We start from the raw sequence: 21,409 nt of genomic DNA on the forward strand, positions 1-21,409 counted from the left end.
ATTTAACAAAACAGCCTAGTTACCTACCGGGCAGTTTGTAATATATGGTATATTACAAGGGTAGGAGGCTACTTAAATGAAGTATCTGCTGACTAAAATGAAGAAGCTGTACCGTAATTCCCGCATCTCCAAAAAATTGTTTTTGGCCTTTAGCATGATGATTGCCATCCCTGCGATTGTGGTATCCTTTTTATTTATCCGCACACAGGAAAGTCAGCTATACAAGGACGCTATGGCTACCGGCAGCAGTCATGTCTCAAGAATTAACGAACAGCTGCGCAGCAAAATGGGTATTATTGAGAACGCTTCCTCTACTGCGCTGAATCAAAAGGCTTTTGTAGATTTTATTCACTCCAATATGCGCGGGGATGGCCTGCGTCTCGTAAAATTTAGACAAAATCAATTTGAGCAAATGCATAATATCATTCAAAGCTACGAGATGATCAGCGAGCTCAGTTTCTATGTCGATAATCCAAACCTATTTGAGATTTGGCCTGAAATCTATCATTATGACAAGTTCTGGCCGAAGGACTACTGGGTGACACTTCGGGAGGAAGGCGGTGCGGCATACCGCTTATTTGCTTTTAAAGATGGAGAGCATACGCTATCCTATTACCGGCTGGTACGCCTTCAGGGGCAACAGCAGAAGCTCCCTACCATTATGGAAATCCGCGCCCAGCATAGCGTCTTTTTCAGTGACTTGCTTGAGGATAGCGGGGGGGATTTCTTTTCTGTAGTGATGGATGGAGCCGACTCTTCCCGATCGGTATACAATCCTGAGCATATTTTTTCTCAAAATGCCGGTGAAGAATTGGATAAAATTCTAGGCAGCATTCACCAGCGGTTGGATGTGCTGCAGCAGAGTAGCCCCATTAAGGTAAAGGTAGGCGACCATACTTACTACGCGTTATATCGCTACATCGCCCCACTGAACGCCTATGTAGTGGATATTGCCTCTCATCAAGCGCTGATGAAAGGCCCACGAAGCTGGTATTTGCTCGTAGTAGCGATCACATTATGTGTATTGCTGCTGATGTTACTGCTCGTTTCACATACCACTCGGCGCATTTTTCGCCGGCTCGACAGGGTGCTGGTTTCTATGCGCAAGGTGCGGCAAGGCCAACTGGATGCGAAAATTGATACCGGCCTGGATAAAAACGAAACCGGTGACGAAATCGACGAGGTGGCCGTCAGCTACAATAATATGTTAGACGAAATCAAACATCTGATGACCCAAGTGGTAGATAAACAGCTGATCGCCAAAAATGCACAACTGCACTCGCTGCATTCGCAGATCAATTCACACTTTTTATATAACGCGCTGGAATCCATCCGTATGCTCGCGGAGGTTCAGCGACAGCAGGCTATCGCGGAAGCGTTGGTGTCTTTAGGCTCACAACTGCGATACAGCATGCAATGGCGCAGCGATACGGTTGCGCTTAGCGAAGAACTTGCCAACATACACAGCTATGTCCGATTCATAAACTTTATGGAGGATGGCAGCATTGAGTTGACGGCCGATCTCCCGCAGGAGGTACTGCGTTATACAATTCCTAAAATGTGCATGCAGCCCATCGTCGAAAATGCCGTTCATCATGCAGCGCCCTCGGGCGGCAGCGTACATATCCAAATTACCGTATTGGTAGAAAATGACAGCCTTCTGTTAATTGAGATAAGAGATAATGGGGCAGGTGTTGACCCGGAAATGCTGTCCAGTCTGCAGGCTGTGCTGCGGGGCGACTCAGATTCACCGATTGTTACCAGCAAAAACGGACTGGGCTTGGAGAACGTGCATAAGCGCATACAGCTTCATTATGGTAAGGACTGCGGTCTTTGGATTGACAGTGTGCAGGGCGCCTATACTTGTGTAACCATACGTTTGCCTTGGGAAAATGTGAATCTTGGAGGATGGTAGGGCATGATCAATATTCTAATTGTGGACGATCAAAAGCACATTCGTGATGGGCTGCAGGCTATGCTGCGCCAATTTGCGCTGCAGCTGGACAATATTTACTGTGCAGTAAACGGAATTGAGGCCTTGGATATATTGAGTCAGCACAACATCCAACTGGTGATTACTGATATCAGGATGCCCGATATGGATGGACTGACGCTGATGGCGCAGAGCAAACAGAAGCACATCGAGGTAGATTATCTGATTATTAGCGGCTATAGTGATTTTGCCTATGCTCAAAAGGCCATCGAACTTGGAGCAAAGGGCTACCTGCTCAAACCTGTGAAACGTGAAGATCTGCAAACCGCAGTAGAACATGTAGCGAATGAGATAAAAACACGGCAGACGCTCTCGCGTAATATGGAGCATATCTCGCGCCGCGCCCGGGAGACAGACCGCAAAGAACTGAGTATGTTCATGCAGGGTGCAATGATTGATGAGGCGTGGGTTATCCAGACCCAGCAACAGAATCCAGAGTTGTGGAGTAATTACCGCCTGTGTCTGCTGCGGGAGGAATTATGGATTAACCAACCGGGAGCCGACAGTAGCCACAGCATGGAATCCCTTGCCTACCGTGTGTATGGCAGACGAGGGTGTATATGCCTGCAACACCGCCCGTACCTGATTCTCGCGGTTGATGCGGCCGTAGATACGGGAGCCTTCCCGGCCGCCCTCAAAGCAGGACAAATAGATGCCATTACTGCTATGACCAGCCCGCAGCAAGGATTGAAGGAGTTGCCCCGCAGCTATACACAAGCGTTGGAGCTCTATCGCCACAGTTACCTATTTCCAGAGAAGAGCTGCATCTTGCCAACACATATTGAGCGACTGGAGCAGCAGTGGGAGCTTCCCTATGAAGAGTTATACGCCCTGTTTCAGTTAATCGGCACCAAAAACAGCGGTACAATCACCCAAGGCATTTCTATGATATTTCACAAAGATACATTGCAACGCTATCACATCCAATACACACAGCAGCTATGCCGTGCCATTGTACAGATGCTGGAGGAATCTGTACGTGTGATCCGCCCGTACATGGGGGAAGAAGCGCTGGACATCGAATGTTTACGAAATCTATTCGATTATCCGGGTATTCGCGATTATATTCAGGCGCTGCAACAACAGCTGCTTCGGCTGAACCAATTTTATTATGAATATAAGTGCAGCTATCGCAACTCGCAAGATTTGAATGAAGCCATACGCTTTATACACGAAAGCTATCATAAACCCCTGGATCTCGCGATGGTATCGAATCACGTGTCGCTTAATTATGCCTATTTTTCTAACCTGTTCAAAAAAAATATCGGCAAAGGCTTTGCAGAATACTTGCGCGATGTGCGCCTGGATAAAGCCCGGCGGCTGCTGGCCGAAACCGATCATAAAATTGTAGAGGTAGCCACCATGGTAGGGTATGAAAGCTACAAAAGTTTTACACGATCCTTTCGGGATGTCATGGATATGCAGCCCACAGAATATCGGCAAATGATGCGCCGGAAGCACGACAGCGGGGAAAAGTACCGTGACACAGCGCTATAAATAATCAAAAGCCAAAAAATTGGGTTAGAACAAAAATAATTGTACCTTTTAGCTGATTATTATATTCGATAGAATAGAGATGTCCCTAAATGTAAGCGGTTTCGTTTCTTCATTATTTTATTAAAGGAGGGCAAGTATGAAACGACTTTACAATACGGAGAGTGGTTTTAAGCAGAAGGTATTTAGTTTGTTCTTAGCAGTAGTACTGTTAGCCGGGGTTGGCCTATTGCCGACTTCAAAGGTGCAGGCAGCAGGAACCACAGTTACCTCTATGTCTTACTTTTCAGCAGCAGACGGTCCTGTCATCTCAAAATCAGGGGTTGGGCAAGCTAGCTATGGTTTCGTCATGCCTACATTTAATGGGGGCTCTGCCACCTGGAATGATGTTTCCGATGACGTCGGTGTAAAAGTAAAAGTTGCTGGAAACTGGGTGGATATTGACAATGCAGGCGGCTATACCTACAACCAAAACTGGGGACACTGGAGCGACGGTGGCTTGAATGGCTATTGGTTCACTCTCTCCACAACAACGGAGATTCAGCTATTCTCCAAGGCTAATGGAGTTACACTTGATTACACCCTGGTATTTCAAAACATAAACAAAACGACCATTACTGCTATGGCCCCTACACAAGGGCCGCAGATTACAGCAGGATTTACAGGAAGTGCAGGCTTTACTTATCCTACCTTCAACAATGATCCGGCCGTTACCTATGAAGCTGTAGCTGAAGATCTGAAGGTATATGTAAGACCTGTAAGCAGCAGTACATGGATTGATATTGACAATAATGCAGCCAGCGGCTGGATCTACGATAACAACTTCGGACAATTCACCGAAGGCGGCGGTGGCTACTGGTTCACCGTAACAGAGTCTATCAACGTCAAGTTAGAATCGAAAACCTCAACGGCTAACGTCGTTTATACCCTCACCTTTAATAAACCTGTAAGAAATTCATATGTCTTAACTCCTTATGAGGGAACGACCTTTACCGCAGATGCAAAAGGTGTAATAGGTGTCCCGCTACCCAAAATTGATGGGGGCGCTCCAATAGGCACTGAGCTAGGAAATTACGTATACCAAATTAACATCAACGGACAATGGGTTGCTATGAGTGATTCCAGCCAAAGCGGATTTGTATACGCCGGCAATGGCTATAACAACATGTCCGATGCCAACCAGTGGGGATATTGGGCTGACTATATCTATGGGCTTTGGTTCCAGCCCGTCCAAGAGGATGTGCAAATCCGTATTGGCTATCCATTAAATGGACAGGCGGGCGGAAGTGTCGGCAACAATTACGTCAACTATACCTTTATCGGTAATCCAGATGCCCCACGTCCGGATGTATCCGATCATGATGACATTGCCATCGGAACACCAAACGACCCGGCGATAGAGGGCATGAATCTCATTTGGCAGGATGAATTTAACGGAACAGCACTCGATACGAGCAAATGGAGCCACGAACAAGGTTATTATATTACTGACGATCCGAATAGCTGGGGCTGGGGCAACGCGGAACTGCAGCACTATACAGACAGTACACAAAATGTATTTGTACAGGACGGAAAGCTGAATATCAGAGCTTTGAACGATTCAAAATCCTTTCCACAGGACCCAAGCCGGTATGCCCAGTACTCATCCGGCAAGATTAACACCAAAGATCACTTGTCCTTCCAGTACGGCAGAGTAGATATTCGTGCTAAGCTGCCTACAGGTAACGGCGTTTGGCCAGCGCTTTGGATGCTTCCGGAAGATACCGCTTATGGAGCGTGGGCCGCATCCGGAGAAATTGATATTATGGAAGCCAAAGGACGCTTGCCCGGCACGACCAGCGGGGCCATACACTTTGGCGGACAATGGCCTGTAAACAGATATATTGCTGGTGAATATCACTTCCCTGAAGGCCAGACCTTCGCCAATGATTATCATGTGTACTCCATGATCTGGGAAGAAGATAATATGAAATGGTATGTGGACGGCAAGTTCTTCTTTAAAGTCAGTAGAGATCAATGGTATTCCGTAGCTGCACCTAACAATCCGAACGCCCCATTCGATCAACCCTTCTACATCATTATGAATCTGGCGATCGGCGGGCACTTCGACAGCGGCCATACCCCAGATCCGTCCGATATTCCTGCAACAATGCAAGTGGATTATGTTCGTGTCTATAAAGAAGGCAACAGCGAGAATCCGGTAAACGTACCGGTTACCGGTATTTCTCTGAATCAAACTACTGCGCAGGTGGAGGTCGGACAGACTGTGCAGTTGAACGCCAATATTGCCCCGTCTAATGCAACCAATAAGCAGGTCACTTGGAACGTATCAGGTACCAGCGTCGCTTCCGTGAATCCGAACGGTCTCGTGACGGGACTCACTCCAGGCACAACAACCGTAACGGCTACAACAGCCGACGGCAATAAAACAGCCCTCTCCACCATCACTGTTGTACCGGCATCATCATCCGGTGTTATCATCGTCGGCGATGAGGTGCGGGGTCTGAAGAAAATAGGTGACGACCTGCTGTTCTATGTGAACGGCGCAACCTTTGCCGACTTACACTATAAGCTAAATAACGGTGGGCAGCTAAACGTAGCCATGACCCCAGCAGGAAACGGAAACTATACCTACCCTGTAAATCACCTGCAACACGGGGATACCATCGAGTACTCCTTCACCTATAATCCGGGACAAGGGGCCGTCGATTCCCCAACGCTCTCGTATATCCATGGGGTAACCCAAGGAACACCAGAGTAAAGTAGTTGAACGCTAAGCAACTGCATGAACACGAATAGGCGAGGAGGAAGTGTTGAAGCTTCCCTCTCGCCTATTTTGTTGTTTCTACCGTGTTGCTGGTCTCCTCGGTGGAAGCTCAGCTAGCCTCATGATTATGGGCCGTCAGTTCATCACCTGACGCTTTCCGCACCTTCGCTCGCTTGCCTAAATTAACGCGTCGAAATGACCCTCCGCGTCCACCGTCGCCGTCCGGGGATCAGTCAGGCCGATGCCCTTGAGGCCTCCCTTTCCTTCAATTCCCCAAAGGGGGAGGTGATCCTGAAGCGGAGAAGCAGGCACAAAATTTACGGAGGTGCTGCTCCCGCTTTTCTGTACCAGTTGGGACTCCAGCAGCCGGATTTGCCGCTGCAGCTGCTCCCGGCGATAAGGCGTCTGCATCTCACTTCCTTGTGCCGCATTCACTTTATCCAGTTCCATCATCAGCCGGTTTCGCTGTTTCTCCAGAGAACTGACATCACTCTGTGTACCGCCGTAGGCCGCAATGGTCTGTACGGAGCTGATGCCTGATACTGTCTGTGCCGCCATGATCTTTCCCCCCGTTTCCTTGGCTCCCAATCCAAAATCAGCCAAATTTGAAAGTTCTAATCATCTTTATTACCCGGCAAGCCCCGTCATGACAACATCACAGCCTCAATTGGAAAATAATCGTCGTATAGTCTCAGTCGGCCGCTTGTTTCAACCCTACCAAAGACCCACCAAAGGCTGGCTAAAGTCCCTTCAGAGCTCCCTTACTCGTCCTTCAACCGCCGCTGATACAAAATGACAGACACTACTGTTAGCACAACCGTCCATACCAAATTAATGAGGAGTGGTTTCAATACATCGCCCGTCGTATAACCTGTATTACTTAGACCCAGCAGATGCACAAGCTGACTGCTTGGCATGTAATCCAGCACTTTGAAGACCGGATAATCCTTCGCTAGTACTTCTCCCCACGGTGCCCCCATAAATATGAACGCCACAGGGAGTATAGATAATGAGGCTTCAAGCAACGTCTTGGAGAATAAGCCGCAGATCGTCCCGGCTGCAGTGTACAGAATAATCGAAAGAATGATTACTGCCACAAACGCCCATATATTAGCTGGCTCATAGCCAAATAATAATGTGGAAATAGCGAGAACAACAACAGACATGAAAAAGACCAAACTGCTTTTACCGATTAGTACATCCATGGTCGTAGCCGGTGTCATCATTAATGACCGTAAAGTGTTACGCTCCTTCTCTTCCGCAATCAAGCAGGCTTGTGCGAAACATGTTAGCAATACAAACGAACTATTAAAAAGAAAACCGCTGGCTCCAGGTAAAGACGCACCTGCCCTCTTGAAAATCAGAGCGATAATAATAGGAAAAATCAGCATAATGGACAGCGCGTAGTTACGTGAAAACTCTTTGTAATCCTTCACAAATATCGCCCGGGCACGTTTGTATGAGATACTCATAGTAGCTCACTTCCTGTCATTTTAATAAAGATATCACCTAGACTTGGTTCTTTCATCTCTAACCGGTCAATTAGCCCCCGCTTCATCCAATCCGCGATTTGATCAGCCGCCCCCTCATCGATCGGGAGCTCGTAGGTTTCCCCATTGATTAAGTCCACACAAATTACGTTCTCCCGGTGCTGTCGTTTAAGTTCCTTTGGAGAGCCTATGGTTTGGATTTGTCCCTGATACAGAATCGCTACACGGTTGCATATCAATTCTGCTTCAGACATATCATGCGTAGTCAGAAAAATCGTTGTTCCTTTCTCATTTAAGTAGCGTAAGCCTTTATAAATATGTGCTGTGTTTACCGGATCTAAAGTCGAAGTTGGTTCATCCAGAAATAATAATTCCGGCTCATGGATAATCGCGCATGCCAGCATGACACGCTGACGCATCCCTTTGGATAAGAGGTTGGCTTTCTTTTTGCGCTCTCCGCTTAAGTTTACAAACTGCAGCACCTTGTCGACCGCAGATTTGGGAAGATCATATAGCTTACGATACAGCTCCAGATTTTCCTCAATACTTAACCTCTCATATAGACCACTGTTATCCGTCAAAATGCCAAAACGCATCTTCTGAGCAGACTGCTGCATCATCTCCGCGGGCTGGTCAAATACACTTGCCTGTCCACTTGTCGGATTTAATTGTGCCGTTAGAATCTTGATTAATGTTGTTTTGCCTGAGCCACTCGGGCCAAGGAAACCAAAAATTTCACCCTTAGGAATTGAAAAAGAAACATCTGCTAACGCATCCTTTTCTCCAAATCTCTTACGGATACGTTCTACCCGGATAACATTCATTAACTCCACATCCTTAGTGTTGATGGCTTAAACATATACAGATTACATGCTCCCTGCCATCAAAACGCGCCGAAATGTAGCTGTAAGCGCCTGAATGGTACCCTTTAAATGTTAAGAAGAGCTTTTAATTCAGACAATTTTGAACGGGATAACGGAACCACGGCATCTTGACCTGTATTTAATCGCAAGCTGTAGCTATTTTTCGTCCATGTAATAATCTCTCTTACTTTTTGCAGATTAACAATATAGGATCGGTGACACCTAAAAAAACCGAAATTTAATAATCTCTGCTCGAGCTCGGTCAGCGTTAGCGCACAGTCATAATTTTCACCGCCCACATGAACAAGGATTGACCCCTCTACACTTTCTATAAAATCAATTTCAGGCGGATTAAATAAAATCACTTTGTCATTTCTTTTGGTAGAGATCTTCTGCAAGGTTATATTGGCCTCGTCTTGTTTCTGTACTTCCTGCTTATCCTCGTCGAAGTCCCGAATATCCAATGGATGAAATCCCGATTCGTTCAACCGATAAATGGCATCACAGGAAATAAGGGCATCCTCTAAATTCGAAGTTAAAATTAAAATCTGCTTTTCTTGTGAAAGATCATCAAGAATCCGTTTGAGTTGACGACAATCTTGCTCTTCCAAGTAAAAATAGGGTTCCTCCAGTACAAATGTAGGCTGATGCGCAAAAAACACACGCAGCAATGTCACATACATTCTTTTCGATGAGCTTAGATCCTTGATCTTTACCTTCCGTTCTTCCTTTAAAGCAAAATAATCTATCAACGAAGCGGCACGCTCATTCCTCTCCGTTATTCTGATTAGAAAAGTGATTAGTTCCTCCACCGATAAACGCATATACTCGTTTTGCCCAGCCCGAAATAAATAATATTGGGAATGATCACCTAATTGATTCATTAAAAGCTGCTTTCGCTTCAAGTCCGTTATGATGCCAACCGATTGATTCGGTGTCATATTTAATTCGATCTTCGGTAGAAATAATTCCCCATTATAATAAATTGGTTGAAATTGCATGCCATCCTCCCGGTCAGTGCTGCTATAGGGTATACTTTTTCAATTTAGTTCCTGTTATTTCCTGCTCGATAAATACGATTTAGGTAATATTTAATGCAAATATAAGTCAAGGCATCTTCTAGTCATTTCTGCACATAAAAAAAGCCCAAGCAGCTTCTCCGCTCGGTGCAAGAGTAAATTAATTAGTAATACGGTTCAGCGCAATTTCTGTAACAGCAAGTTTTGAATAAAGACCATCCCGATAAAAGGATAGTCTTTAGGGTCACTAATTTATTTTAATTGCCTCAATACAAAGCTCGATCCTCACTTCATTTCCGACTATAATTCCACCCGTTTCCAGAGGCGAGTTGAATTTCAATCCAAATTCATTACGATCAATACTGGCTGTTGAATGAAATCCTACACGTTCCCGTCCGCGGGGGTCCTTGTTTAGTCCTTCAAAAACAGTATGAAAAGTAACAGATTGGGTTACTCCATGCAGTGTTAGATTGCCTGTAAGTTCATATTGCCGCTCACCAGCAAAGACACAGTTGGTGCTTTGAAATGCAATGGTTGGATACTTGGCAGCATGAAGGAAATCGTCGCCCCTCAAATGTTCATCTCGTTGCGCTTGGCGAGTTGTGATACTATTTGCGTCTATGGAAGCCTGAATACCCATGGTCGTTAACTCGTTGGGATCAAAACTTAAAATCGCCTGGAAACGCTCAAATACTCCTTTGATTTTATTAATCATTAAATGCGTCACCGAAAACTCGACGGAGCTGTGGTCCGGATCCACTTCCCATTTGATATTACTCATGAATAAATTCCACCTCTATAATAAGATTATGAGCAAGGTCACCTATCTCCAAAACAATGCGCTACTCGCTATACACCTAATATACAAAAACGCTACTGACAACGTTGTGTCAGTAGCGTTTTAGCATTTTTGCGGCTTCCTCGTAAATCCGATTTCAGAATGGTTCCCCATTGAATCCGTAATTCCTTTTACCCGAATATCCACCATGGCAATAAACATCGAACTGTGTGTGAACAGTCATAATCTGCAACTAGTCGAATCTTTGCAGCGATTCAAATAAACGCCTTAAGTTATTCAATAAGCTGTTTTTTTCCTCCAGAGTCCAGTCATCCAAAGCTTCATGCAAAATTCGTTCACGGGTGAGGCTAATCATTGCATTGATTTTCTCCCCGCTTTTCGTCAATTCAGACACACGAATGCGGGAATCTGCACTTGATGGATACGTATGAACCAACCCCGCGTTTTCTAACTTATCGATTTGCCGGCTAACACTCGAATAGTTTTTTCCCATCATGGCGGCCAAATCACCAACACTAGTCGGTTGGAGATGCACGATGCCCACAAAGACACGAAAGGTTGCTGCCTCCAAATTTACGCCAGCATTAGCAATCATCTTCTTATCGCGGTCTGGCCTATTGATAATGGAAACTAAATCGATCAGCGCTTTAAAAATATCGTTTTCCATTTTATTTCACCCTTACAACAGGACGAGGCATTAGCGGGGCATTCCAGGCCTCTTCAATATCTTCTAGAGCGAACTCTTTTGTGGTAATTTTTATCTTCCCCTCGGCGGCCATTTCAAAGACACCTCTAACAGCGGATAGCATATCAGCTTTGGAAACACTCTTATCTCCGCTACCTACGAGTTCGATTGTTGATGAGCGTAAAAGAGATGAAGGTAAATGAATGCTTTCTTGGCCAGATGAAGTTCCAATGCTTACAAAACGGGTTGAACGATCCGTTTTCGCCTTAGCAAGAGCTGACATGATGGCGAGTGCGCTGTCGCCCCAAAGATAATCCAATATAACATCAACACCTTCAGCAATAACTGGCATTAGGACGTTTTCAAACATTTTTTGACCGTTGTCGGCTGTCATATCAAATGCAATGGCCTCATCAGCTTCAAGTGCTTGCAACTTTGATTCGTTGCGTCCTGTTACAATGACCTTCTTGGCCCCCAGACCCTTAGCAATCTGAACTGCTAAACTACCGGATGCACCAGTAGCGCCATTAATCAATACAGTTTGACCGGATTTAAAACCAGCTCGAAATACCAATGCAGCCCATGACGACATAGCAGGGTTGGCGATAGCGGCAGCAGTGAGATCATCAATACCATCTGGTAAACGGACAGTCAGCTTTTCGTTGACGATTGTTTGCTCAGCCAAACTGCCATATGGTGCAGTAGGCAGCGCAAAGTAAACACGAGACCCATCTTTCAAAGTTCCTACACCGTCGATACCGGCTACAATTGGAAAGTTATCTTCAGAAGAATAGTGCATACCCATTGAACGGAACTTGCTAACTCGACTCAAGGCTGTGGCCGTAACGTTAATTATAACTAGCCCCTCTGTCCCAACGGGGGAATCAAAATGACCCATTACGGGAATCGTCCCCTTAACCTTTACGATTGCTGCCTTCATATTTACACCCTTCTTCCACCCCATATTATGTGCATATTGCACATAATAAAGTATAACACAAATTATGTGCAATATGCACATTTTATTTGGAATCCATATCCAAACGCACGCCCATTAGCTTATTTCCAAAAGAAACGGCTGGTCAGGTTCCCCTGATCCAGCCGTTTTTTGATTACTTTAATATTACATTATCGATTAGTACCGCCGTATCGTAGATACTATCTCCTTGATCCCAAACATGGAACCGAAGGACAATGGAGCCCTTGCCGGCAAATTGGCTTACATCAAATTGTACATGCTTCCAATTCGTCATGTATGTTGTATGATCCCCGCCGTAGAAATCAATCGCTACTTTGTTCTCTTCAATCCAATAGGCCGTGGATTCATTAATCGATTCAGCCCCGATAATAACAGAATCATTACCATAGACACTGGACGTCACTGTATTGCCGCCATTTATGTGAGAAGTAATGAGGGAAGCCGTATTAATGTATACACTGGAAGTTACCGTTGCTCTGAAGGTGTCATTGAATTTGCTTCCAACGAATTCCTTAGGCTCCTCAGAAATGAAATTGTAATCGAACGATAGGGTTGTTGCACCCGCCGGAACAATGAAACTTTGCTCGATATAACTGTCTGAATTGTAGTCATATCCTCCTTGATCATTGTTTTCATACCCAAGGCCAGTGCTGATAATAGCCATGTAGTTCCCCTCTGTCGGTTTAAGCGGTCCCAGCTTGGAAATCACCCGAACATCGCCGTTTCCATTCCAGCCGGTCCAAGTTCCGTTTTCAAAGGTTCCGTTGATGACCCCTTCGGTCTTAGTGCCCATGCTGCTTCCTTTCATGAAGAATGCTGCCAACCCATCGTTTGCTCCATGGGCAGCTACTGCTGCCTGAAAGGCTTTTTCGGTTGTCATGTTGTCATCGTTTAAAGCGGTAAATACGGATTTAGCAATAGCTTGATCATATGCAAGCTTTACATAATCGGTATATCCATAATAAGTACCAGCACCATTGTTGATGAAGGCATCTGCCATGGAATCGTTGTACGCGCTGCGGCAGCTGCCATTATATACGATGGTATCAGGAAGCATATCGTTGTACCGTGTAATAAAAGACGGTGTAATAGCATAATAACCGGATATAATAGCCAATCTTCCCTTTTTCAAGTCCAACTCATAGGTCTTTTTGCTCTCTGTCGTTGCCTTTTCTCCTGTCAAGAACATGACTTGCGGTCCAGCGTATTTGAAATCAATGCCGTATTTATTATGGAGCTTCTGTAGCACTATTTCATCATAGTAAGTATCTCCGTGGGTATCCAAGACCACGACGCCATACTGATTCAGCCCTTTAAAGAAATTAACGCCCGCTGCGGTGTCCTTTACTCTTTCCACAAGGAAAGGGTAACTCGACTGGTCGAAGCTGTGATATACAGCATCATAAACAGTCGAAGATGGAAGTGTGCCTGAGAACGGAGAAATTACAGCAACCCGCTGGCTTCCTATGGTGGCTACGGTTTGTTCCACATTTTGCGTTAGCGCCTCAGCCGCCAATGCAGCACTGGACGCAGCCTCTTCTACGGTGCTGCTTAACCCTTTTGTATTCTCAGGAGCTGCGGATATCCCCCCTAGAATCCCGTTGTCCAGCAAATACCAGATGCTTCCTCCTTCACCCGAAATCCCAGCATGCTCTACTTCTGCTTGGGTTTGGAGCCAAGCCACAGTTTCTTCCTTTGCTTTTTGCAAATTACCATATGAAGTAGCCAGTTGATCAAGCTTACTCTGTGTATTATTTTCAATGATTTCCGTTTGTGCAAGCTGTTCATCCGTAAGATGCTTCATTACAGATAATTTAAAAACTGTGCTGCTTGGCACATCTCCCACAAACGCCTGCAGATTTATGTAACCCTCCGTACTTTCAGTCAATACTGCTTTGCCACTGTACAGTCCGTCTGCCTCAAGACTGTCTCCATGGGCTTCCAAACCGTCATCGTACAACGAAATGATTTGCGAAATGACTTTGCCGCTGTCATCTACTTGATAGACACTAGCGATTACCGTTCCTGGCGCATTAATCGATGAGCGGAATATAACTTCTGTTGGCTCTTCCACATAAATGGCATCTGAACTCTCCCCCTTCACCACAACCTGGAGAGCATTTGCCGGTGTCGGTGCCGGTGTCGGTGTCGGTGTTGGTGTTGGTGTCGGTGTCGGTGTTGGTGTCGGTGTTGGTGTCACTGGTGCTGGGGTTGCCGATGCTGGCGTTCCCGGACCTGAAGCTCCCGGCGCCGGTGCTGTCACAGATGTCCCGCGGTCAGTTGTTGCCGGGGTGGCAGTCGGTGTTGCCTCAGGACTCTTGCCCTTATTAAGCTCTTCAGCCAGAAGCTGTTTGGATTTCTCGACATATACTGATTTATTGGTTTTGAACTCATAAGCCAGACGAGCCAGAGCCTGGCGCTCCGCATGCTCTTTCGGTTTGAATTTCAGAGTGCCGTCACTGCCTTGGACCCCGTTGATGAAACCATTTTTGAAGGCAAGGGATACTTGCGCTTTTGCCCATTCGGACACCTCTGAGATATCCGACAGCTTGCTATCAACCGGAAGCTTCTTCGCTGTTTCATCCAATTCGAAAGCTCGGATGAAAAACACGACCAGCTCCTCACGGGTGACATTTGCATTAGGACTGAAGGTGGTGGCCGATGTCCCCTCCGTAATGCCTGCCTTTACCAATGCACCTACATAACCGCGATACCAACTGTTCGCGGCAACGTCTTTAAACGGTGCGGCTTGATCAGCATTTTCTTCTAGACCCAACGACAGAACTATGATTTTCGCCAGTTCGGCACGTGACATAGCCTTTTTCGGTTTAAAAGAGTTATCTTCATAACCTGAGATTATTCCTGCTTCAGTTAATGATTGAATCTCCTTTTGCGCATAAGAGCCTGTGATGTCTTTGAACTGCGCGGCCTCACCAAACACCATATGTGGCGTAAGAGTGCTTAATAATAGGGCAAACACAATCATCAGACTGAGTTTACGGCGTGCTGCTTGGAATAACATTGTTTCTTCCCCCTTCTTACTCTAAAAATATCAATGAGTCTGTCGTCCTAGTGAGTTCCAAGGATGGCATTTTACACCATTATTCGACAACTTCTTGATTCTACAATAGGACCAGGGTAATTTACAATGTCTATTACATAAAAAAAATAGATATATTTGTAGACTGGAGATTAAATGGCATAAAAAAAAGACCATCGAGTATAAGCTTGGATTGATGGCGATTTAATATTTTATCGTATTATTCTTCACATGCACTAAGATTTTACAATGATAAGCTTAATAATGTATGCCTTATGACACTTTAGGAGGTAATATAATGAGCAAGTACGACGAAGCCATGAAGCTGCTGGAAGAACAAGCGGGTAACAAGGACGGCCTGATCTCACTATCCACCATCGCACTGGAACCGGGGGCTAATGGCAAAAGCCGTCCCTCCGCCCGCATTGTAGACGCCTATTATGAGGACGGTGCGTTCTACACCGTTACTTACGCAACCTCAGGCAAGATGCAGCAGATCGCCCAAAACCCCGAAGTCGCTGTTTGTATCATCGTCGAAAACTTTACGGCCGATGGTATCGGTGAAAACCTGGGCTGGGTATGTGACGAGAAAAACGCGGAGATGATGACAAAGCTGCGCACAATATTCGCCGGGTGGTATAACGAAGCCAATAACGACGAAGACCCTAACACATGTCTGCTGCGCATTCGCCTGACAAAGGGCCTGTGGAATGACGCCCATAAAGGGATCAGTCCATAATATAGTATCCTCCGCCCTTGCCGCTGGACGAGGCAATCGGTATGCCAGCTTCGCTTATTTTTTCGATATCCCGGTAGATCGTCCGCAAGGATACCTCGAAATGCTCGGCAAGCTCCTTGCCCGTTACCGTACCTTTACCGGAGATGATCAGCAGCATGGAGAGCAATCGGTCGACTCGCATGATTGTGTGTGACGTCGGGTAACGTCTCCTCCTCTGGGTGAAGTAAGTGAATCATATATTCTCTTGCTTTAATGCATCAATAATATTCTCCTTTTTTACTTTAGCTCCGGAATAAACAACCGCAGAGCTGACAATGACAAATACACACACAATGACAGACAGAATGCTCATCCAGGGCAGGGTGAACCCATAGCTAAATTTGTTCGCAAATGCTTTATAGATCAGAAACATCACGGCGAAACTGACAGGAAGCCCATACAAGAGCGACTTGACCCCATAAAAAACACTCTCATAGTTCAGCATTTTTGCAAACCCCTTTGGCGTCGCGCCTACGGATTTCAGCATCGCGAATTCCCGTTTGCGAAGAGCCAGCCCTGTTGAGATCGTATTAAAGATGTTCGCAACAGAAATCGCAGAGATTAATACGATAAAACCGTAAGAAAAGACGTTCATCAGCAGAATCTGTTGTTCTTCTCTTATTCTGAATTGATATACATTGTAGACATTCAGATTGGTCTCATTCATCGCTTCAATTTCCTGCTGCGTTTTCACCGGTTCCGTGCTTTTCAAATGGAGGTACATCGAAGCGTTAGCCAGCTCCTCGCCGTCTGCCAGCCGATTCATGACGCGTTCCGACACGATCATATTTAACCCGCCTACGCCTACCGGGCTCATCCCCATCGGTGCCTTATCCGTCAATACGGCAAATATCACTTTATTTGCCTTCGTTTCTTCCCCGCTCGCTTTAATAAAACTCGTTAGCTCGATATGTTGTCCGATATTCGCATATATGGACTTCGTCTGAATATATTTCCCCGTATCTATATCTTTGTAATGAATCGTATCCATCAAGATTGCGGCGGGATGATCCAGATCCGTAAGCTGTTCGTAATCTGCGCCAACCGCTCTGGCATAGGCTTGCAGGCTCGAATCATTCATTGCATAGAGCTTAATTTCGTAAGGGTATTTCCCGTCTTGCAGCATACTTTTATCCTGCTTAACCTTCTCTTGCAACTCGTCGGCGATGCTTGCTGCATCGACCCAAGCGTTCCCGACTAACTCATGACTCACGTTGTATTCCGTGACGCCATCCAGAGATACAAGCGATTGCATCAACCGGTCATCTAGTCTTTCGCCATTACTGGACGACACTTCAATATCGTAATTGATGCCTTCCAGCGACAATGCCAGAGATTGTGTCAGGCCAGTCGTGAAAAACGATATCGTCAAAAACAAAACGATGCTGATGACAAGCGAAAAAAGAATAACATGATGTCTTCGTTTGTTCCTTTTTAAGTTTTTCAGCCCGATTTCTGCTTCGATTCCGAAGAGCTTACGAATGATCTTCGACGTCTTCACTGCTTTGGCCGTAAGCTTTACGTCAGTGGTTTGGCGAATCGCGTCCACGGGAGATGCCCTGGATGCTTTAACCGCCGGGAGATACGCCGAAACGAAAATCGTCAGCATCGAAACAAGACAAGTAATCAAGAGCAATAACGGCGTGACGATAAGCCTCAGCTTTTCACTAGTCCATAATGCCCCTTCAATCATTGTGTTCATGAACGAAAAGGCGATTCCGATTCCGGCAAGACCGCATAAGATGCCAATGGGAATGCTGATCAAACCAATGACGATACCTTCAAAAAATACGGAATTTCGCTTCTGCCTTTTCGTCGCCCCCACGCTCGCGAGCATCCCTAAATGGCGGGAACGTTCCGAGACGGATATCGCAAAAGCGTTATAGATGAGTCCAACCGAGCCAATTATAATAGTCCCTATAATGATTGCCGATAATGAGAACATCATGCTGGATGAGGCCCCGCTGCTGGACAAGCCATAATAACGAAGCAAATCGTTATTATATTGGACAGTGTCAATTTGGTTTTTCTCAGCCAGCTTCTCCGCATGTGCGAACAAGAACGGATTGACCCGCTGCAAGACCACCGACGCATCGACCCGATCGTCCCCCCCGATGATATGATCATCGACATAGCTAATGATCGTATAAGCCGGAGCCCAAGCCGTTTCCGACACAGGACGTTTAATGAAGCCTACCACCGTATAATCCCTAATTATGCTATGCTGTAATGTCTCGGTCAATGTGCCGTCTTTCCTGCGCAGCGGTTCCGTCTGATCCAGGGGATGATCGCCCCCTTGTTCGAATCGGTCGCCGACGCGAAGCGTTAGACGGTCGCCGATTTCGTACTTCACTTTGCCATTTGTTGCAACAGACTCGGAGATCACAACCTCCTTGTCCGTGTGCGGAAGACGTCCCTTGCTTATTTCAATCTGAAATTGTGTGAACCCTTGCACATTATATTCCTTAATGAACAAGTACGGCTTATTGGTATTTTGTCCCCCTTCTAATGGGGCATACCCAAGGTCTCTTGTGATTGCAACCGTTTTGGTTGCATCATCGCCCTGTATCGCCGCAAGCTGTTTCTTAGTTATATCTTGATACTGAATATGCCACTCCCCTGTATCTGTGATCGTTTGTCTGATCATTAAATCCGCAAAGGAAAAAATAAGCGTAATGACAGCGGTCATCATGGATACCGAAATAATTACGCCAAAAATAGTCACAAGTGTTCGTCTCTTGTTCTGCTTCAGATGCCGGATGGTTAATGTATTGACAATATTCATCGCCTTATCACCTCGTTTTTGGCAATCCTCCCATCTTCAATCGAAATGATTCTGTCGGCTTGCAGGGCGATCCGTTCGTCATGCGTGATTACGATCAGTGTCTGATGATAGGTCTTATTCAGTATTTTCAATAAAACGACGATCTCGCTGCTATTCCTGCTGTCCAGATTCCCGGTGGGTTCGTCGGCCAGCATGATCGCAGGATTGCCGATGATCGCCCTGCCAATCGAGACACGCTGCTGCTGTCCACCGGATAGCTGATTTGGCAGATGGTTTAATCGATGCTGCAAATTCAACGTATTCACAAGATCAGCCCGATTTGCCTGCGTCTGAAGATGGCCAGCTGCGTTTCGTCCAAGGTATACATATCCGTATCCTGAACATACACTTTCCCGCCAGTCGGTCGATCCACACCGCCTAGCATATGAAGGAATGTCGATTTCCCCGATCCGGAAGGTCCGATAATTGCGACGAATTCACCTTTTTGGACCGAAAAGGAAACATCATCAAGCGCCCTCACCGCCGATTCGCCTGTACCGTATATTTCGGACAAATTTTCAATTGTTAAAATCTCCATTGCCATCCCTCCTTCCCTAGATGCTCAATTCCAGGTGTATACCATCTCTCTATATCCAACATCCCAAAGGGTTTCATTCCCCTCAATGGTTATCTTAAGCTCATTAGCCCCGGTGAGATAAAGGATCCTCATATCCGGCTCATGGAGCTGATCTTCTGCAGATACAGACAGGAGCTCATGCCCGTCAACGGTAACCTTAATGCTGCCCTGAAAATCCTTATGATCAGGAATTCCATAATTCAAGCTAAGATACAGATCTCCCTTATTGCCTAGCGAATACGTATATGTTTCCTTCTTTTTACCTTCGATGCCATACACATTATATTGGGGTGTCACGTCTTGACCGCCAATCTTAAGACTGTCCTGTTTGGTTCCCGTTAATCGATTTCCGGTACTATCTTCCCATTCGTTTATCGCTACAAAAGGGGCCAACTCTTTGGTGAACACTTGATCAACTACTCCTAAGACCCCCCACACGCCGAGCATTAAGACAGCACTGGCAATTCCCGTAGCAGTGATATTTCTCCAGTAGTTTTTTGTACGGAAGCCAATCTTGTAGGCCCCGAATCCAATAGCAGCGCCCAATGAGTTCTTTATGACGTCGTTCGTGTCAAAGCTGCCGAGGAATGTTAGTGCCTGGATGGTCTCCACCACAAGAATGGACAGGATAAACCCTGTCATGAAGCGAACAAAGCTGGTGCGGTATAACAACGGAAACAGTATGCCAAAAGGTATGAAGGCTGCAATGTTTCCAATACCCACCAAGTCCATCAGTGTCGGATGTAGAAGATCGGAAAGACCCGGCACCCTAAAAAAATCGTCCGGCAAAAAAATAAAGGTGTACTGACTGGTTAGATCTACCTTATCCGCTCTGCCGAAAGCAAAAAACATAAAATAAAGAATAATCAGGGTGTAGCCTATCGTGATAAAAAAAGTAATCTTGCGCTGCTGCTTCATTTGCATGGTTGTACCTCCATCGTTCATCTGATGAATATCATTTTATCTGTCCAAAATGACTTTACAGTGACATTGGAGGTGACAGTTTAGTCACTTATGGAGTGCTGTTAAATCACATGCTTATAAAATTTGATCCGAAACTCTGTACCAGTCCCGCTGTCGCTCGTTACATCAATCACGCCGTTCTGGCTTGCAATGATGCTGTGAGCCATCGCAAGCCCTATACCGATGCTTCCTTCATTAGCATTCTTTCCTTTATAAAAACGTTTGAATATATAAGGCAAATCCTCTTTCGGGATGCCCTCTCCGTTGTCAGCAATAACGATTTCCGTAAATAGCACGTTGTCGGAAAATATGATGGTAATCGCACCGCCCTCAGGTGTATGCTCCACTCCATTCTTCAAAATATTGATAACCGCTTCAGCAGTCCAATGGAAATCGCCGTCAAAAGAGACGTTGTCATCCCCTGTGATGGAAACGGTCTGTCCCTTAATATCCATCGGAATCATAACCGGCTCCAGTGCATTTAGGATTAGGGTTTTCATGTGTATTCGATCTTTTTTGAACGGGATAGTCCCCCATCCATTTTCGCTAGCTTTAATAAAGATGAAACAAGCCAATCGATCCGTTCAAGTTGAATGCGAATATGATGGGTGAACTCCGTTCTTTTGAGTGGAGGCAGATCAGGGGCGCTTAACAGATCTGCCATGACTGTCATAGAGGTGATCGGTGTTTTGAGTTGATGTGAAATATCGGAGATGGCATCGGTCAGTTGAAGCTTATCCTGCTGCAATAGAGAACGATGCTCGGAGAGCATGCGTGTCACCTTGTAAATATCATTCTTTAAGATGCTAAGCTCACCTTCTTGATTATCGCGAGGGTCAAGGGAGGCCTGGCCGCTGCTAATCTCCCGTAAATAGATGGACAGCTTCTCTAGCTCGTAATAGTGAACTGATCGATGTCTTCGGCGAGCACCTTTCGGGCTGAAGCGGCATTATGGCAGAGAACAGTCCAATAACCCTCTTGCTGCAGCGAATATTCCAGTCCCGACGCGATCGTCTTATCATCTTCAACTAATAATATTTTCATCTGAAGTTCATCCTTAGGATTGGATTGAATTGCACCTGTCTCGGATTTACTTATAGTATTCCCCAAGATTTTAGAACATTTAATGAATTCCACG

General features: G+C 45.8%; 15 protein-coding genes and 3 pseudogenes. 4 read left to right on the forward strand and 14 right to left on the reverse strand.

What is annotated here, in order from left to right; genetic code table 11:
- Positions 1 to 76: 76 nt before the first annotated feature.
- The 3 genes from NSQ55_RS29850 to NSQ55_RS29860 all read left to right on the forward strand — a co-directional run bounded on the left by NSQ55_RS29850 (position 77) and on the right by NSQ55_RS29860 (position 6,248).
- Positions 77 to 1,915, forward strand: a complete 1,839-nt coding sequence (locus NSQ55_RS29850; RefSeq protein ID WP_339170566.1) for a histidine kinase — start codon at positions 77 to 79, stop codon at positions 1,913 to 1,915.
- Between the two features lie 3 nt (positions 1,916 to 1,918).
- The gene (locus tag NSQ55_RS29855) at positions 1,919 to 3,490 is read left to right on the forward strand and encodes a response regulator (RefSeq protein ID WP_076181764.1); all 1,572 of its coding nucleotides are present in this window, start codon (positions 1,919 to 1,921) and stop codon (positions 3,488 to 3,490) included.
- A 136-nt stretch (positions 3,491 to 3,626) separates the two neighbouring features.
- A complete protein-coding gene (locus NSQ55_RS29860) occupies positions 3,627 to 6,248 on the forward strand; it encodes a family 16 glycosylhydrolase (protein ID WP_339170569.1) in 2,622 nt (873 codons plus the stop codon).
- Between the two features lie 183 nt (positions 6,249 to 6,431).
- Here NSQ55_RS29860 and NSQ55_RS29865 read toward each other — a convergent pair whose 3' ends face one another.
- The 8 genes from NSQ55_RS29865 to NSQ55_RS29900 all read right to left on the reverse strand — a co-directional run bounded on the left by NSQ55_RS29865 (position 6,432) and on the right by NSQ55_RS29900 (position 15,111).
- A complete protein-coding gene (locus NSQ55_RS29865) occupies positions 6,432 to 6,812 on the reverse strand; it encodes a FlxA-like family protein (RefSeq protein ID WP_076124277.1) in 381 nt (126 codons plus the stop codon).
- A 203-nt stretch (positions 6,813 to 7,015) separates the two neighbouring features.
- Positions 7,016 to 7,726 (reverse strand): ABC transporter permease, encoded by a 711-nt coding sequence (locus NSQ55_RS29870; protein ID WP_339170574.1) that lies wholly within the window; start codon positions 7,724 to 7,726, stop codon positions 7,016 to 7,018.
- A complete protein-coding gene (locus NSQ55_RS29875; protein WP_339170578.1) occupies positions 7,723 to 8,568 on the reverse strand; it encodes an ABC transporter ATP-binding protein in 846 nt (281 codons plus the stop codon). The genes NSQ55_RS29870 and NSQ55_RS29875 overlap by 4 nt, the downstream gene beginning before the upstream one ends.
- Before the next feature lie 104 nt (positions 8,569 to 8,672).
- Positions 8,673 to 9,608, reverse strand: coding sequence for a LytTR family transcriptional regulator DNA-binding domain-containing protein (locus NSQ55_RS29880; protein ID WP_339170580.1), 936 nt, complete (start codon positions 9,606 to 9,608; stop codon positions 8,673 to 8,675).
- Between the two features lie 265 nt (positions 9,609 to 9,873).
- A complete protein-coding gene (locus NSQ55_RS29885; RefSeq protein WP_076278212.1) occupies positions 9,874 to 10,407 on the reverse strand; it encodes a YceI family protein in 534 nt (177 codons plus the stop codon).
- A 250-nt stretch (positions 10,408 to 10,657) separates the two neighbouring features.
- Entirely contained in the window at positions 10,658 to 11,092 is a 435-nt protein-coding gene (locus NSQ55_RS29890; RefSeq protein ID WP_076124286.1) for a MarR family winged helix-turn-helix transcriptional regulator, read from the reverse strand.
- Position 11,093: 1 nt separating this feature from the next.
- Positions 11,094 to 12,050: a zinc-binding alcohol dehydrogenase family protein gene (locus NSQ55_RS29895; RefSeq protein ID WP_339170583.1), complete on the reverse strand. Its 957-nt coding sequence runs from the start codon at positions 12,048 to 12,050 to the stop codon at positions 11,094 to 11,096.
- Positions 12,051 to 12,222: 172 nt separating this feature from the next.
- Positions 12,223 to 15,111 (reverse strand): S-layer homology domain-containing protein, encoded by a 2,889-nt coding sequence (locus NSQ55_RS29900; protein ID WP_339170585.1) that lies wholly within the window; start codon positions 15,109 to 15,111, stop codon positions 12,223 to 12,225.
- Between the two features lie 316 nt (positions 15,112 to 15,427).
- Between NSQ55_RS29900 and NSQ55_RS29905 the strand changes: the two genes are divergently transcribed.
- Positions 15,428 to 15,868 carry a pyridoxamine 5'-phosphate oxidase family protein gene (locus tag NSQ55_RS29905; RefSeq protein ID WP_339170586.1) on the forward strand — a complete coding sequence of 147 codons (441 nt, stop codon included), beginning with the start codon at positions 15,428 to 15,430 and terminating at the stop codon, positions 15,866 to 15,868.
- Here the strand turns inward: NSQ55_RS29905 and NSQ55_RS29910 are convergent.
- The 6 genes and pseudogenes from NSQ55_RS29910 to NSQ55_RS29935 form a co-directional block, all read right to left on the reverse strand.
- Entirely contained in the window at positions 15,858 to 16,049 is a 192-nt protein-coding gene (locus NSQ55_RS29910; protein ID WP_339170588.1) for an HTH domain-containing protein, read from the reverse strand. The two genes, NSQ55_RS29905 and NSQ55_RS29910, sit on opposite strands and share 11 nt — an antisense overlap.
- Positions 16,050 to 16,100: 51 nt before the next feature.
- Positions 16,101 to 18,692: an FtsX-like permease family protein gene (locus tag NSQ55_RS29915; RefSeq protein ID WP_339170589.1), complete on the reverse strand. Its 2,592-nt coding sequence runs from the start codon at positions 18,690 to 18,692 to the stop codon at positions 16,101 to 16,103.
- Positions 18,689 to 19,269: pseudogene (locus tag NSQ55_RS29920) on the reverse strand (ABC transporter ATP-binding protein). Before NSQ55_RS29920 ends, NSQ55_RS29915 begins: the two are co-directional and overlap by 4 nt.
- A gap of 24 nt (positions 19,270 to 19,293) precedes the next feature.
- Complete coding sequence (locus NSQ55_RS29925; RefSeq protein ID WP_036682416.1) at positions 19,294 to 20,232, reverse strand: VanZ family protein; 939 nt, start codon at positions 20,230 to 20,232, stop codon at positions 19,294 to 19,296.
- Positions 20,233 to 20,333: 101 nt separating this feature from the next.
- Positions 20,334 to 21,172: pseudogene (locus tag NSQ55_RS29930) on the reverse strand (HAMP domain-containing sensor histidine kinase); the annotation flags it as partial.
- Positions 21,169 to 21,315 (reverse strand): annotated as a pseudogene (locus NSQ55_RS29935) (DNA-binding response regulator); the annotation flags it as partial. The pseudogenes NSQ55_RS29930 and NSQ55_RS29935, both read right to left, overlap by 4 nt.
- Positions 21,316 to 21,409: the final 94 nt, after the last annotated feature.

Origin of the sequence: Paenibacillus sp. FSL H7-0943, from assembly GCF_037963265.1 — a bacterium.
In the GTDB taxonomy this organism is placed as follows: domain Bacteria; phylum Bacillota; class Bacilli; order Paenibacillales; family Paenibacillaceae; genus Paenibacillus_AQ; species Paenibacillus_AQ odorifer.